Annotated in this window: 11 protein-coding genes and 2 pseudogenes; 7 read left to right on the top strand and 6 right to left on the bottom strand. The window is 65.1% G+C overall.

Going from position 1 to position 14609, the window contains the following annotated elements:
- Window positions 1-193 precede the first annotated feature (193 nt).
- The 4 genes and pseudogenes from ACSKB9_RS34395 to ACSKB9_RS34380 all read right to left on the bottom strand — a co-directional run bounded on the left by ACSKB9_RS34395 (window position 194) and on the right by ACSKB9_RS34380 (window position 3681).
- The gene (locus ACSKB9_RS34395) at window positions 194-709 is read right to left on the bottom strand and encodes a hypothetical protein (protein WP_438078734.1); all 516 of its coding nucleotides are present in this window, start codon (window positions 707-709) and stop codon (window positions 194-196) included.
- Between the two features lie 27 nt (window positions 710-736).
- Window positions 737-1120 (bottom strand): hypothetical protein, encoded by a 384-nt coding sequence (locus ACSKB9_RS34390; RefSeq protein ID WP_438078732.1) that lies wholly within the window; start codon window positions 1118-1120, stop codon window positions 737-739.
- 251 nt (window positions 1121-1371) lie between these two features.
- Window positions 1372-2492: pseudogene (locus tag ACSKB9_RS34385) on the bottom strand (amino acid ABC transporter permease).
- A gap of 1 nt (window position 2493) precedes the next feature.
- Window positions 2494-3681: an amino acid ABC transporter permease gene (locus ACSKB9_RS34380; RefSeq protein ID WP_438078730.1), complete on the bottom strand. Its 1188-nt coding sequence runs from the start codon at window positions 3679-3681 to the stop codon at window positions 2494-2496.
- A 177-nt stretch (window positions 3682-3858) separates the two neighbouring features.
- Here ACSKB9_RS34380 and ACSKB9_RS34375 point away from each other — a divergent pair, with 177 nt between their 5' ends.
- The 4 genes and pseudogenes from ACSKB9_RS34375 to ACSKB9_RS34360 all read left to right on the top strand — a co-directional run bounded on the left by ACSKB9_RS34375 (window position 3859) and on the right by ACSKB9_RS34360 (window position 7989).
- Window positions 3859-4734 (top strand): MurR/RpiR family transcriptional regulator, encoded by an 876-nt coding sequence (locus tag ACSKB9_RS34375; RefSeq protein ID WP_438078728.1) that lies wholly within the window; start codon window positions 3859-3861, stop codon window positions 4732-4734.
- A gap of 5 nt (window positions 4735-4739) precedes the next feature.
- Window positions 4740-6097, top strand: a pseudogene (locus tag ACSKB9_RS34370) (aspartate aminotransferase family protein).
- An 85-nt stretch (window positions 6098-6182) separates the two neighbouring features.
- A complete protein-coding gene (locus ACSKB9_RS34365; RefSeq protein ID WP_438078727.1) occupies window positions 6183-7193 on the top strand; it encodes an amino acid ABC transporter substrate-binding protein in 1011 nt (336 codons plus the stop codon).
- A 163-nt stretch (window positions 7194-7356) separates the two neighbouring features.
- The gene (locus ACSKB9_RS34360; RefSeq protein WP_438078725.1) at window positions 7357-7989 is read left to right on the top strand and encodes an aspartate/glutamate racemase family protein; all 633 of its coding nucleotides are present in this window, start codon (window positions 7357-7359) and stop codon (window positions 7987-7989) included.
- 169 nt (window positions 7990-8158) lie between these two features.
- Here ACSKB9_RS34360 and ACSKB9_RS34355 read toward each other — a convergent pair whose 3' ends face one another.
- Entirely contained in the window at window positions 8159-9493 is a 1335-nt protein-coding gene (locus ACSKB9_RS34355; protein WP_438078723.1) for an MFS transporter, read from the bottom strand.
- A 329-nt stretch (window positions 9494-9822) separates the two neighbouring features.
- On the opposite strand from ACSKB9_RS34355, the gene ACSKB9_RS34350 reads away from it, so the two are divergent.
- Complete coding sequence (locus tag ACSKB9_RS34350; protein WP_249796145.1) at window positions 9823-11022, top strand: multidrug effflux MFS transporter; 1200 nt, start codon at window positions 9823-9825, stop codon at window positions 11020-11022.
- Between the two features lie 233 nt (window positions 11023-11255).
- Here the strand turns inward: ACSKB9_RS34350 and ACSKB9_RS34345 are convergent, their stop codons facing one another.
- Complete coding sequence (locus ACSKB9_RS34345) at window positions 11256-11729, bottom strand: DUF983 domain-containing protein (RefSeq protein ID WP_438078721.1); 474 nt, start codon at window positions 11727-11729, stop codon at window positions 11256-11258.
- Window positions 11730-11777: 48 nt separating this feature from the next.
- Here ACSKB9_RS34345 and ACSKB9_RS34340 point away from each other — a divergent pair, with 48 nt between their 5' ends.
- On the top strand, window positions 11778-13154 hold the full coding sequence (locus ACSKB9_RS34340; protein WP_438078719.1) for a PLP-dependent aminotransferase family protein: 1377 nt from the start codon (window positions 11778-11780) through the stop codon (window positions 13152-13154).
- Between the two features lie 107 nt (window positions 13155-13261).
- Window positions 13262-14560 carry a serine hydrolase domain-containing protein gene (locus tag ACSKB9_RS34335; protein ID WP_438078718.1) on the top strand — a complete coding sequence of 433 codons (1299 nt, stop codon included), beginning with the start codon at window positions 13262-13264 and terminating at the stop codon, window positions 14558-14560.
- Window positions 14561-14609: the final 49 nt, after the last annotated feature.

The raw sequence follows: 14609 nt of genomic DNA, 5'->3' as shown, positions 1-14609 counted from the left end.
AGTTACGGGCGGAACATCGCCTAGTGCACTCTGTGCCAGCCGCGCCTTTGCGCCAACCATCGGCCAAGTCTTGGTTGCCGCATCGTTAAAGCCAGAACAGGCCGCTCCAGAAATCAAAGCACACGGCTGCGGATGCGAACAGGCCGGCACCGAAGGATGCAGCATGTGAGGGAGGCAAGCGAGCGATGGGCCGCTATTGTGAAAACGCCCAGTAAAGGTGCTTCTCGTCTTCCGACAACAGCCTCACATGGTTGATAAAGTCCCAGACCATTTCTCCGAAGGCACTGCCGCCGCCCTGGCTCGACTTGGCGGATACCATATCGAGCTCGTACCAGCCCCTGTACATTTCCTCGTCGATGCCTTCCAAGCGGTCCTTCATGGCCTGAGCATTGAAAGCGCCGCAAGATTCGGTGAACAGGCTTCTGACCGGATGGATTTGCCACATGCCGCGATGGCGCTCTTCGCTGCCCTGCTGCCCGTAGACACCCGACTCTCCACTGAACGGAAACGCGCCGCGCGTCGCCTTGATCATCTCGCGGCGCTTGGCGTTGCCTTCCTTGATGTCGACATACACCGACATGACCATATCGTTGTAGTACCAGAGGTCCAGGCACGCCGGATATCCAGCGTTCAGGATCACTTGCACGAGCTTTTTGATACGCTGCCCCTTGTAGCCCTTCATGCCCTGCGCAAGCGCAAGCAGGCGCATCAGAAACGTCTTGGCATCATTTGGAGTTCAGACGCAGATATCCTCGGCCTCGAAATCGATCGGATCATGATCGACGGGCGGGATGTAGATGATGCCGGGATTGGCCGAATTGCTGAACATCCAATTGTTGCCGCTAGGGCTGACCTTGACGCATCCCACATAGTGGCTGAGGTACCAGTTCACGACATCGGGGTCGTCGGTCATGAAGTTGAAATAGATCAGCTCCTTGACTCCGACACTGAACTTCTCGGCGACGGTGTGCCAGTCTTCCTGGGGCCGGGTATCTCCCGGTCGGACGGGCCCGTGGGGCCGGTAGGGAATGCCGCCTTGCATCAATCCCCAATTGCGTGGGACGGGCATGCCCTTTGGCGGTCGCTCGATCGGGTGAGGCGAGCGTTTCGGGGGCGCCATGGCATCGATCTCCTCATATGCGGCGTGATCGCATCACATGAGTGCAAGTTGCCGCTGCCGGGGTTCACACACTCACGGAGATGTTTTCCACTTTCTCAAGCTTGTCCGGATGGGGCATATCAGGTTCCGCGCAAAGCGGATCGATCCATCACGGCAGGCTGCAAAAACGTCCCATGCGACGAAGGAAAATGCGATGCGACCCAGACAAACGCATAGAGGTCGAGGCTTCGCGCTCGAACGTGATCACCACCTCAGCCGTGCGCGCGCTGCACCTCGAGGCCGCGGCTGTAGCGCGACATCGCAAAGCAGAACACGAAGTAGATCACGCCGACGAACACATAGACCTCGACGCTGAAGGCCTGCCAGGCCGGATCGACGATCGCGGTCTTGGCGGTGGTCAAGAGATCGAAGATGCCGATGATCAGGACCAGGCTGGTGTCCTTGAAGAAGGCGATGAAGGTGTTGACCAGCGGCGGGATGACGTGGCGGATCGCCTGCGGCAGCACGATCAGCGCGTTCTTCTCCCAGTAGGACAGCCCGAGCGCGTCGGCGGCCTCATATTGTCCGCGCGGCACCGCCTGCAGACCGCCGCGCACCACTTCCGCAAGGTAGGCGCCGGCATAGAGGATGAAAGCGATCTGGGCGCGCAGCAGTTTGTCGATGTTGACGCCGTCGGGCATGAACAGCGGAAACATGACGCTCGCCATGAACAGCAGGCTGATCAGCGGCACGCCGCGGATCAGCTCGACATAGAGCACGCAGAGCGAGCGGATCGCCGGCAGCTTGGAGCGGCGGCCGAGCGCGACCAGGATTCCGAGCGGGAAACCGAACGCCAATCCGAAAGTCGCCAGGATCAGCGTCACCGGCAGCCCGCCCCAGCGGTCCTGCGTGACAAAGGACATGCCGAGAAAGCCGCCCACATCAGGCACCCGATCGCGATCAAGGCCGCAGCCCACAGCAGGAACAGCTCCTTGCGCCAGAAGCTGCGGCGGCTCGAGATCACGAACAGCGCAATGAAGATCACGACCGCGAGCGCCGGCCGCCACTGCTCGCTGAACGGATAGGTGCCGAACAGGATGAAGCGGTACTTCTCGGGGATCACCGCCCAGCAGGCGCCGACGCCGCGCAGCGCGCGGCAGGCGCTGGTGTCGTTGCCCGAGACGATCCAGACCGCGTTGGCGATGCCCCACTGCCAGAGCGCGATGCACGCCTTGCCGAGCACGAACAGCAGCAGCAGCGTCATGATGCTCGACGTCACGGACGCGAACAGGTTGGCGCGCAGCCAAGCCACGATCTGGCCGCCGAGCGTGCGCCGCGCGCGGCGCCGGCCGATCGGCAGCGGATCCTGCGGAAGGTGTGCGACCGAGCTCATGTCAGCGCTCCACCAGCGCGATCCGCGCATTGTACCAGTTCATGAACAGGCTGATGCCGAGGCTGATGGTGAGGAACACCATCATGATCAGCGCGATCGACTCGATCGCCTGCCCGGTCTGGTTCAGCGTGGTGTTGGCGATCGAGACGATGTCCTGGTAGCCGACCGCGACCGCGAGCGACGAATTCTTGGTCAGGTTCAGATACTGGCTGGTCATCGGCGGGATGATGACGCGCAGCGCCTGCGGCAGCACGATGTGTTGCAGCACGAAGCTGCGCTTCAGCCCGAGCGCCTTGGCGGCGTCCGACTGGCCGCGCGGCACCGCCTGGATGCCGCTGCGTACGATCTCGGCGATGAACGCCGAAGTATACGTGACCAGCGCGATCAGCAGCGCGAAATATTCCGGCGCAAGGGTCAGCCCGCCGACGAAGTTGAAGCCGCGCAGCTCGGGCAGCATGACGCTCCAGCTCGCACCCAGAAGCCACGACACCAGCGCCGGCAGCGCGATGATGAGGCCGAGCGCGTAGGGCCATGCCGGCCGCGCCTTGCCGTCGAGCATCTGCTGCGCGATCAGGCGGCGCCTGACGATGATGAAGACGATCACGCCGGCGACCAGCGCAACGAGCGTCCAGCCATTGGCCTCATGCAGCGGCACCGCCGGCAGCACCAGGCCGCGGTTGGACAGGTAGACCCCATCGACCGGCTTCCAGGCCTGGCGCGCCGCCGGCAGGCCCTGCATCAGCACGTACCAGAACAACAGCTGCAGCAGCAGCGGCAGGTCGCGCAGCACCTCGACATAGACGGCGGCGAGCCGCGCCAGCAGCCAGTTCGACGACAACCGCGCGATGCCGACCAGCGTGCCGATCACGGTCGCCAGCACGATGCCGATGACCGCGACGCGCAGCGTGTTGACGACGCCGACGATGAAGGCGCGCAGATAGGTGTTCTTCGGCGTGTAGTCGATCCAGCTGTCGGCGATCGGCATGCCGGCTTCACGGCCGAGGAAGGCAAAGCCGGTCGAGATGCGCCGCACCGAGAGATTATGAACCGCGTTGGACCACAGCCATGCGACGACGGCGACCGCGATGGCGACCACAAGGATCTGCCAGAACAGGCCCGCGACGCGGGGATCGCTGAGCGAAAGCCGCCAGGGCCGGGCGGGAGGGCGTTTCGGCGTCGATGTCGTCACAGCACAAGGACCCCAGTGAGAAGCGATCTTCTGCCATGCGCAAGAGCGTTTTCGAGCGAAGCCTGTCCCGGACTTGATCCGGGATGGGTACCGGTTCGCGTGAAGAAGACGCGTCAACCTCAAATCCTGCGCGCGTCATATGTTGCACCAAATTAATATTTGTGCAACATATGTTTCATGGCCCAGGCTCAGCCGAAACCATCGCCCCTGAACGAATTGTGCAGCGCACTACCGTCGCTGCCGATGCGCTTGCAGGAGGTCGGCCGGTTCGTCGCCGCCAATGATTACGACGCCACCACCCGCTCGATGCGCGAGCTCGCCTCCGTCGCCGGCGCCGATCCTGCCTCATTCACCCGTCTTGCCAAGGCGCTCGGCTATTCCGGCTGGGACGAATTGCGCGCCGCGCTCACCGAGGCGCGCCGGCCGGCGCAGGGCTCGCCGTTCTCCGGCCGCGCCAGGAGCCGCCGCGCCGGGCCAAATGCCGATGTCAAACTGGTGCACGACAAATTGGAAGCCGAGACCGCGGGCCTTGCGCGGATTTCAGCGAGCGCGATCGCGGACGCCGCGCGTGCGCTGCACTCGGCTGACCGGATCTGGATATCAGGGTTTCGCAGCTGCCGCAGCGTCGCGGAACTGCTGACCTATCAGCTTCGCCTGTTCCGCCCCGATGCCGTGCAACTGGTCGGCGGCTCCGGCCCGTTCGATCTCGACCACGGCGCCTTCCGCTCAGGCGACGCCGTGGTCGTGATCGGCTTTGCGCCCTACACCCTGGTCAGCGTCGAGACGGCGCGCGCCGCGCATCAGGCGCGCGCCGCGCTGATCGCGATCGCCGACACCATCACAGCTCCGATGGCCGAAGGCGCCGATCATCTGCTGCTGTTCGAGGCCGCCTCCTCGCCCGGCTTCTTCCCGAGCCTGACCGGCGCGATCGCAGTCGCCCAGTCGCTGGCGGCCGTCGCCTTTACGCTGGGCGGCGCGAGCGCAAAACGCAAGCTGGAGGAGACCGAAGGCCGGCTTGCCGAGATGTCGCAATATTTTGTCGAGAAAGGATGAGTGTCATGGCAGCCAACAAGAGCCGCGTGATGCATCGCAGCCTGCGCGAGACCCCGCCGAAGGCCGTCGGCGGCGACGGCGTCTGGCTGATCGCGGAGGATGGCCACCGGATTCTGGATTCCTCCGGCGGCGCCGCGGTGTCGTGCCTCGGCCATCAGCATCCGCGCATCCTGGCCGCGATCGCCAAGCAGGCTTCAAAGATCGCCTATGCCCATACCGGCTTCTTCTCCTCCGAGCCTGCGGAAGAGCTCGCCGAGCGGCTGGTCGGCCACGAGCCCGGCGGCCTCGGCTATGTCTATTTCGTCAGCGGCGGGTCGGAGGCGATCGAGGCCTCGATCAAGCTGGCGCGGCAATATTTCATCGAGCGCGGCGAGCCGAAGCGCGCGCGCTTCATCGCGCGCCGCCAGAGCTATCACGGCAATACGCTCGGCGCGCTGTCGGCCGGCGGCAATGCCCTGGCGCCGCGAGCCCTACGCGCCGCTGCTGTCGCCCTCGTTCAGCCATGTCACGCCGGCCTTCGCCTATCACGAGAAGCGCGACGATGAATCGGAGGCGGCGTTCGTGGCGCGCCTTGCCGCCGAACTCGAAGCCGAATTCCAGCGGCTCGGCCCCGAAACGGTCGCGGCGTTCATCGCCGAGCCCGTGGTCGGCGCCACCGCCGGCTGCGTGCCGGCGCCGGAGGGTTACTTCAAGGCGGTGCGCGAGATCTGCAGCCGCCACGGCGCGCTCCTGATCCTCGACGAGGTGATGTGCGGCATGGGCCGCACCGGCACGCTGCACGCCTGGGAGCAGGAAGGCATCTCGCCCGACATCCAGGCGGTCGCCAAGGGCCTCGGCGGCGGCTATCAGCCGATCGGCGCGATGCTCGCCAGCGGCGCGATCGTCGACACGGTGCGCAGCGGCTCCGGCGCATTCCAGCACGGCCACACCTGATCTGGCGCATCCGCTCGCCTGCGCCGCCGCGCTCGAGGTGCAGAAGGTGATCGCTGAGGAGAAGCTGCTCGACCAGGTCAGGGAGCGCGGCCGCCAGCTCGAGCAGCGGCTCACCGAACGCTTCGGCAATCATCGTCATGTCGGCGACATCAGGGGCCGCGGCCTGTTCTGGGGTATCGAGCTGGTCGCCGACCGTGCCACGCGGCAGCCGTTCGATCCCAAGCTGAAGCTGCATCAGCGGATCAAGTCCGCGGCCTTCGCCGGCGGGCTCGGCTGCTATCCGTCGGGCGGCACCGCCGACGGCCAGCGCGGCGATCACGTGCTGCTCGCCCCGCCCTATATCGCGACGTCCGGCGACATCGACATGATCGTCGAACGGCTAGGCGCTGCGGTAGACAGCGCGCTGAAGGATATTGGTCACGGAGCATGATCCGGAAAAGTGGGCACCGGTTTTCCCGCGACAAACGCGAAGCGTTTGCGCAGGGATCATGCGCAAACATGAGGAGGAGGAAGACATGCTGAGGGGTATCATCACTCTAACCGTTCTCGCCGCAGGCATTGCGGGCGCGAGCGCGGCGACGCTCGACACCGTCAAGCAGCGCGGCACGCTGGTGTGCGGCGTCTCGACCGGCTTTGCCGGCTTCTCGGCGCCGGACTCGCAAGGCAACTTCAAGGGTCTCGACGTCGACTATTGCCGTGCGCTTGCCGCCGGCGTGCTCGGCGATCCCGCCAAGGTGCGCTACGTCGCGCTGACCGCGCAGAACCGCTTCACCGCGCTGCAGTCGGGCGAGATCGACGTGCTCTACCGCAACTCGACCCAGACCTTTCTGCGCGGCACCACGCTTGGGCTGCGGCAAGGACCAGTCAATTTCTACGACGGTCAGGGCTTTGTCGTGAAGAAGGACCTCGGCGTGAAGGAGTTGAAGGACCTCAAGGGCGCCACCGTGTGCGTCGCCCAGGGCACCACGCATGAAGTGACGCTCGGCGACTACGGCCGCGCCAACGGCATCGACTGGAAGCCGCTGGTGTTCGACCGCGTCGACACCATGTACCAGACCTTCTTCGGCGGCCGCTGCGATGCCATGACCCAGGATGCTTCCGCGCTCGCGGGCGCGGTCGCGACCGCAGCCCCGAAGGCCGATGACTACGTCGTGCTGCCGCAGACCATCAGCAAGGAGCCGCTCGGCCCGTTCACCCGCAACGGCGACGAGGTCTGGAGCGACATCATCACCTGGCTGCACTACGGCCTGATCGAGGCCGAAGAGCTCGGCGTCACCCAGGCCAATACCGACGAGATGGCGAAGTCGCAAATCCCGGCGATCCAGCGCCTGCTCGGCGCGTCGGGCGATCTCGGCTCGCGCCTCGGCCTCGACAACAAATGGCTGGTCGCCGCCATCAAGGCCGGCGGCAATTACGGCGAAATCTTCGAGCGCAATGTCGGCAAGGCCAGCCCCTTGAAGCTCGAGCGCGGCCTCAACGCCACCTGGAGCAAGGGCGGGTTGATGTACGCGATTCCGTTCAAGTGACCGAAGTTACCTCGCCCCGCCTGCGGGGAGAGGTCGGATTGCGAAGCAATCCGGATGAGGGGGCGCCTCCGCATACCCTCCTCTCACCTGTTACGACGATAGAGCCCCTCACCCCAACCCTCTCCCCGCGAAAGAGCGGGGAGAGGGAGAGCAAGAAACATCGATGCGCATCACCCTGATTCACGCCCTGAAACACTCGATCGTGCCGATCGAAGCATCGTTCGCACGGCATTGGCCGGAGGCGCGGCTGATGAACCTGCTCGACGATAGCCTGTCGGCGGACCTCGCGCGCGACGGCAAGCTTGACGAGCGCATGACCGAGCGATTTCTGACCATGGGCCGCTATGCGGCAAGCACCGGCGCCAATGGCATCCTGTTCACCTGCTCGGCGTTCGGGCCGTGCATCGAGGCGGTGGCGCGCGCGCACGCGCCGATGCCGGTGCTGAAGCCGAACGAGGCGATGATCGAGCAGGCGGTGGCGAAGGGCAAGCGGATCGGCCTGCTCTCGACCTTCCCGCCGACGTTGGTGTCGATGCCGCCGGAATTTCCGCCACAGGTCACGCTGGTGCCGAAACTTGCCGATGGCGCGCTGGCAGCGCTCGACCGCGGCGACCGCGCCGAGCATGACCGCATCGTCGTCGAGGCGTCCAAGGAGCTGCGCAACTGCGACCTGATCGCGCTCGCGCAGTACAGCATGGCGCCGGCGGCCGAGCGCGTCGCCGAATTCACCGGCCGCGAGGTGCTGACGACACCCGACAGCGCGGTGCTGAAGCTAAAGGCGATGCTGGGGGTTTGATCTCCGTCATTGCGAGCCACCCGGTCGGCGCGAAGCGCCGCCGGATGACAGGCTCCGCGAAGCAATCCATTTCACCGCATACGCGGATCGATGGATTGCTTCGTCGCTTCAGCGCAAAATTGCTTCGCAGTTTTGTCGCGAGCTCCTCGCAATGACACAAGGTCGCGGCTCACGCCCCCGCGTCGTGCACGTTCAGATCGACGCCTTGCGGATCCCTAATCGTCGACACCGTGATGAGCGAGATCAGCGACAGCACCGCGATGTAGACGCCGACGCGCCAGGACTGGCCGTAGGTGCCGATGATCCATTGCGCGATCATCGGCGCGAAGGCGCCGCCGAAGATGGCGCCGAGCGCATAGCCGATCGAGACGCCGGAATAGCGCACCTTGGCCGGAAACAGCTCGGCATAGAGCGCCGCCTGCGGGCCATAGGACAGGCCGAGCGCGATGGTGAGCCCGACCGCGCTGACGAAGAACAGCAAGAGGTTCTTGCTGTCGATCAGGAACCACATCGGCACCGCCCACAGCACCATCAGGGTGTAGCCGATCTGGAAGCAGCGCACGCGGCCTATTTTGTCGCCGAGGATACCGCCGAGCAGCGTGAAGATGAACCAGCTCACCGCCGCGAGCGTGCCGATCAGCAGCAGCTGCTCCGACGGCATCTTCAGCGTGTTGGCGCCGTAGCTGATGATGAACGCGATCAGGATGTAGCCGGCTGCATTGTTGGCCATGAAGATCAACGCGGTGCGCAGGATCTCCTTGCTGTGATTGCGCATCAGGTCGCGCAGCGGTGCAGAGGATTCCTTGTGCCGCCGCTGCATCGCCTGGAACACCGGAGACTCTTCGACCGTGCGGCGGATCACGATGCCGACGACGATCAGCACGATCGACAGCAGGAACGGAATCCGCCAACCCCATTCGATCATCGCCTGCTTGCCGAGCGTCGCGGTGAGCACCCACAGCACGCCGGTCGCCAGGATCATGCCGAGCGGCGTGCCGATCTGCGGGAACGAGCCGAAGAAGCTGCGCTTGTCGACGGGCGCCGATTCCACCGCCATCAGCGCCGCGCCGCCCCACTCGCCGCCGGCCGAGAAGCCTTGCAGGATGCGCAGGAGAATGAGGAGTGCCGGCGCCCAGGCACCGATCTGTGCGTAGGTCGGCAGCAGGCCGACCAGCGCGGTCGCCGCCCCCATCAACAACAGCGTGACGACGAGCATGTTCTTGCGCCCGAAGCGGTCGCCGAGATGGCCGCAGACGATGGCCCCGAACGGGCGGAACAGGAATGAGAGGCCGAGCGTCGCGAACGAGACGATCTGCGCCAGCAGCGGATTGTTCGCGTTCATCGGCGCGAAGAACAGCGCGCCGAACACCAGGCCCGCCGCCTGGGCATAGACGAAGAAGTCGTACCACTCGATGGTGGTGCCGACGAGCGTTGCAGTGAGGACCTTGCGCTCCTCATCCGACAGTTCAGCGCCGCGCGAGCGCGCGGACAGTTCGATGGACATGTCGCCTCCCCAAAACCCGTTCTTGAACCTGTTCTTGGCCGCGCGGGCGTGGTCGGCGGCGATGCGCCTGCCCCGCACGGATGCTGGGCCCGGGATTAGCAGAGGTTTCCGCACCACACGAGCAAAATAGTTGCATCCGCAACGATATTCGGCGAATTGTGCTTTTGGCCCGGTTCCCGACTCCGCTACCTCGACCGCGATCGGCGGGCAGCTATCCCGAAACGCCGATTGTGCATCGCAACACGATCGCTACGATGCGAGGATTGCCAAGAGGTTGCTAAGTGTCTGACATTAATGCCGATGCCTGGGTTTCCTCAGGCCACCGCCCGATGGGCTTTCCCGAATTCGTCGTCGTCATCGCCTCGATCATGGCGCTGAACCCGCTGGCGATGGACATGATGCTGCCGGCGCTGCCGAACATCCGCTCCGCGTTCCAGATCGCCGATGCCAACCGCCCGCAGATGGTGCTGTCGATCTTCCTGGTAGGCTTCGGCGTCGGCCAGTTCGTGATGGGCCCGCTGTCGGACCGCTTCGGCCGCCGCCCGGTGCTGCTCGGCGGCATGACCGTCTACACCATCGCCGGCCTGCTCGCGATCATGGCGCCCTCGTTCGAGACGCTGCTGCTGGCGCGCGCGCTGCAAGGGCTCGGCACCGCGGCGACCCGCGTGATCGCGACCTCGATCGTGCGCGACTGCTACGCCGGACGGCGGATGGCGAGCGTGATGTCGCTGGCGATGATGGTGTTCATCGCAGTTCCCGTAATCGCGCCGTCATTCGGCCAGGCGGTGATGCTGCTGACGCATTGGCGCGGCATCTTCGTGCTGCTGATGATCTATGGCGTGATCGCGCTGGCCTGGAGCGCGATGCGGATGCCGGAGACGCTGCCGCTGGAATTGCGCAAGTCGCTGGCGATCCCGGAGGTCTTGTCAGCGTTTCGCCAGACCGTCACCAACCGCCAGACGCTCGGCTATGCGCTCGCCGCCGGTGGCGTGCAGGGCTCGCTGTTTGCCTTCGTGTTCTCCTCGCAGCAGATCTTCACGGAGATATTCAAGCTCGGACACTACTTCCCGGTCGCGTTCGCGGCATGCGCCGTCGGCGTCGCGATTGCCGGCTTCCTCAATTCGCGCATCGTCGGCCGCATCGGCATGCGGGTGATCTCGCACGCCGCGCTGACCGGCTTTGCCGTCGTCGCAGGCGCCCTGCTGCTGGCGGTGAAGACCGACACGCTGTCGCTGCCGCTGTTCATGGTGCTGTCGGGCCTGATGATGTTCGCGTTCGGGCTGATGATGGCGAATTTCACCGCGCTCGCGATGGAGCCGCAGGGCAAGATCGCCGGCACCGCCTCCTCGCTGTACGGCACGATCACGACGCTGCTCGGGATCGGCGTCGGCACCACGATCGGCCAGGATTACAACGGCACGCTGGCGCCGTTCGCGACCGGCTTCTTCCTCTGCACGCTGGCCGCGCTCGCCGTCGTCTTGGTGACGGAGAAGGGCCGGATGTTCCGGCCGCATCATCATCCGATTTGATTGATCCGTAGCCCGGATGCAGCGCAGCGCAATCCGGGACGGTGTTACCTGCGGCACGAACCCCGGATTTCGCTGACCCTGTCATCGGGCGCGCGTTCGCGCGACCCGTTGGCTCCATCCGGACTACGATCCTGACTTGACCCGCTGCTGTAGCCCGCATGAGCGCAGCGATATGCGGGGCAACTGTTCCCGGATATCGCTTCGCTCATCCGGGCTACGATTCTGAGATCGCGTCAGGCTTCGCGAGTCCGTCCGACGCTGCTTTGCGCCCGGGCGGGCGCCACCGCACGCCGCGTCGCCGCGAATCCCTCCATCCCGAGTTGCCACTGCAATCCGACGATCGCGCCCTTGGTCGGCTGCAGCAGCGCGAGCGCGCTAAACAGCGTGAACGGCAGCCAGATCGCCAGTTGCAGCCAGGCCGGCGGCGCGTAGTTCATCTCGAGCCACAGCAGCGCCGGCACCACGACGTGGCCGACCACGACGATCACGAGATAGGCCGGGAAATCGTCCGCGCGCTGCGGGGTGAAGTCCTCGCTGCAGACTTCACAGTGATCGGCGACCTTGAGGAAACGGCCGAACAGATGGCCGCGCCCGCAGTTCGGGCACTTCATGGTGAAGCCGCGCCACATCGCCTTTGGCAGGGAAACCGTCTCGGTCATCGTCGTTTTCCTTTCGCCGTCGTCCTTGACCTGATCTGCATGATCCATACAATATGCATTCGAGCACCTACAATCAAAGACAAAGCGTCGGATTGCATGGATTGGATCCCTACATTTTCGGAATGGCACGGCCCGATGTTCCTGCGCATCGTCGATGCGCTGGCCGCCGACATCGCGAGCGGTCGGCTGGTGCGCGGCCAGCGGCTGCCGACCCATCGCGCGCTGGCGTCAGCGCTCGATATCGATCTGACCACGGTGACTCGCGCCTATGGCGAGGCGCGGCGGCGCGGACTGCTCGACGCCCGTGTGGGCCAGGGTACGTTCGTCTCGGAGACCACCGCGCGCGCCACCTCCGACCTGCCCGCGCCCGTCAACATCGACCTGTCGATGAACCTGCCGCCGCAGCCGGTCGAGGCCAATCTCGACCTGCGCATTGCGCAGGGACTTGCGACCATTCGCTCCGAGGCCGGGTTCTCCGCCTATCTCGGCTACACGCGTCCGGGCGGCACCACTGAGGAGCGCGAGGCCGGCGCCGCGTGGCTCGCGCCGCGGGTGCCGCAGGCGGCGGCCGACCGCATCGTGATCTATCCGGGTTCGCAGGCGATCATCTTCAACACGCTGCTGGCGCTGACATCGCCGGGCGATGTCGTGGTGACGGAGGCGTTGACCTTTCCCGGCATCAAGGCCGCGGCGGCGCGGCTTGATGTCCGCCTGGTCGGGGTTGCGATGGACGCCGAGGGCGCGCGGCCCGAGGCGCTCGACGAGGCCTGCCGCAAGCACAAGCCGAAGGCGGTCTATCTGGTGCCGACGCAGCAAAACCCGACCACGGCGACGATGAGCGCGATCAGACGCAAGGCGATCGCCGATATCATCAGCAAGCGCGGCTGCGTCCTGATCGAAGACGACGTCTACGGGCCGCTCGAACCACAGATGGCGCCGATCGCAACCCTGATTCCGGAACGCACCTACTACGCCGCGAGCATCGCAAAATGCATCGCGCCCGCCCTGCGCGTCGCCTATCTCCTGGCGCCCGATGCCGCCGCCGAGCAGCGCATGCGCGCCGGCATGCAGGCCACCATGCAGATGCCGCCGTCGCTGATGGTCGCGCTGGTCACGCAATGGCTGCGCTCCGGCGTCGCCGCGGACATCATCCGCGCCATTCGCAACGAGGCGGCCGCGCGCCAGCAGCTTGCGACCCGCTTCCTCAAAGGCGTCAGCTATGCGGCGCGGCCGGCGAGCCACCATCTCTGGATGCCGCTGCCGAAGCATTTCGACGGCACCGACCTGCTGTCGCACCTGATGCGCAACGGTCTCGCCGTGGTCGGCGAAGACGCCTTTGCGGCGGGCGAAGCCGCGCCGCGTGGCCTGCGCGTGTCGCTGGGTGCGGCGCGCAACCGCGCCGAACTGAGCCAGGCGCTGCAGGTGCTGTCGAATGCGGTGCGTACGCCCGTCGGCGCTACCCAAATCGTATAATTCCGGCGATCGCCGGGAATAAACTCGCTCCAAAATGATTATGGTGCGCGGGAGCGCACGCCGTTAAAACTCTGCGCTCAGGGCATCAGGCAGGGGCAGGCTTTTCAATGTCGTGCGGGTATGATCGGGCAGTCCACCGTGCTGTGCTGACGCTTCGCGGAGCAGTGACCGCGATCGGTTGTCTTGCAGTTGTCATATCAGGCGCGGCGCGCGCCTCCGATGCCCCTGCCCCGGTGCCGGAAAAACTCGAACGCATCACCGCATTCTTTGACAACGAGGTTGCGGCGGGAAAAATTCCGGGCGCAGTCATCCTGATCCAGCAACACGGCAAGCCGGTCTATCTGAAGACCTTCGGCTATCGCGACGTCACAACCAAGTCGCCGATGCGGCCGGATACGATGTTCGCGCTGCACTCGATGACCAAGCCGATCACCAACACCGCCGCGATGATGCTGGTCGACGAAGGCAAATTGTCGCCGCAGGACCCGCTGTCGAAATACATTCCGGCTTTCGCCGACGTGAAGGTCGCCATCGAACCGGATGGTGGAAACGATCCGGCCAAGGTTGAGCTGGTGCCGCCGATCCGGCCGGTGACCATCGAAGATATCATGCGGCACACGTCGGGCATCACCTACGAATATATCGGTGCCGACTGGATCCAGAAGATCTACCGCGCAGGACATCTGTTCGACGGCAAGTTCGACAACGAGGAATTCGTGGCGCGGCTAGCCAAGCTGCCGCTGTCGCGGCAGCCGGGCACGCTGTGGCGCTACGGCCATTCCACCGACGTGCTCGGCCGGGTGATCGAGATCGTCTCGGGCAAGACGCTCTATCAGTTCGAGAAGGAGCGCCTGTTCGATCCCCTGAAGATGAACGACACCAGATACGTGCTCGATGCGGAGACCGAACGGACAAGGCTCGCCGAGCCGCTGCCCTCGGATACCATCCTGATCGAGGGCGAGAACGACCGGCGCGCGCATCCGGAATGGGAATCCGGCGGCGGCGGCCTGGTATCGACCATCCTCGATTATGCGCGCTTCGCGCAGATGCTGCTCAACGGCGGCGAGCTGGACGGCAAGCGCTATCTCAGCCCCGCAGCCTTCAAGACCATGACGACGGACCATATCGGGCCGGGCTCCGGTGTCGGCCGCGACTATTGGTACTTTCCCGGCGACGGCTTCGGCTATGGCTACGGCATCGCCGTGCGCACCGATCCCGGCATTGCCAAGCCACCGCCGCCCGGCTCGATCGGCGAATTGAAATGGGACAGCGGCAGCGGAACCTATTTCGGCGTCGATCCGAAGCTCGACATGATCTACATCATGCTCGAGCAGACCCAGAACGAGCGCCAGCGCATTACGCCCGCGTTCCGCAAGCTGGTCTACGACGCGTTCCGCCCGGATTGACCTCCGCGATATCTTCGTCATTGCGAGGAGCTCGCGACAAAATTGCAGA

Origin of the sequence: Bradyrhizobium sp. BR 1433 (genome assembly GCF_051547665.1) — a bacterium.
Classification (GTDB): domain Bacteria; phylum Pseudomonadota; class Alphaproteobacteria; order Rhizobiales; family Xanthobacteraceae; genus Bradyrhizobium; species Bradyrhizobium australafricanum.
Note: the sequence above shows the minus strand (reverse complement) of the source record. Positions and strands in the feature narration are given on the sequence as shown.

Bases quoted from the DNA above. Each gene is read 5' to 3' on its own strand.
- ACSKB9_RS34375 (WP_438078728.1), top strand. From the start codon at position 3,859: ATGGCCCAGGCTCAGCCGAAACCATCGCCCCTGAACGAATTGTGCAGC.
- ACSKB9_RS34345 (WP_438078721.1), bottom strand. From the start codon at position 11,729: ATGGATCATGCAGATCAGGTCAAGGACGACGGCGAAAGGAAAACGACG.
- ACSKB9_RS34360 (WP_438078725.1), top strand. From the start codon at position 7,357: ATGCGCATCACCCTGATTCACGCCCTGAAACACTCGATCGTGCCGATC.
- ACSKB9_RS34390 (WP_438078732.1), bottom strand. From the start codon at position 1,120: ATGGCGCCCCCGAAACGCTCGCCTCACCCGATCGAGCGACCGCCAAAG.
- ACSKB9_RS34395 (WP_438078734.1), bottom strand. From the start codon at position 709: ATGCGCCTGCTTGCGCTTGCGCAGGGCATGAAGGGCTACAAGGGGCAG.
- ACSKB9_RS34340 (WP_438078719.1), top strand. From the start codon at position 11,778: ATGGATTGGATCCCTACATTTTCGGAATGGCACGGCCCGATGTTCCTG.
- ACSKB9_RS34365 (WP_438078727.1), top strand. From the start codon at position 6,183: ATGCTGAGGGGTATCATCACTCTAACCGTTCTCGCCGCAGGCATTGCG.
- ACSKB9_RS34355 (WP_438078723.1), bottom strand. From the start codon at position 9,493: ATGTCCATCGAACTGTCCGCGCGCTCGCGCGGCGCTGAACTGTCGGAT.
- ACSKB9_RS34335 (WP_438078718.1), top strand. From the start codon at position 13,262: ATGTCGTGCGGGTATGATCGGGCAGTCCACCGTGCTGTGCTGACGCTT.
- ACSKB9_RS34350 (WP_249796145.1), top strand. From the start codon at position 9,823: ATGGGCTTTCCCGAATTCGTCGTCGTCATCGCCTCGATCATGGCGCTG.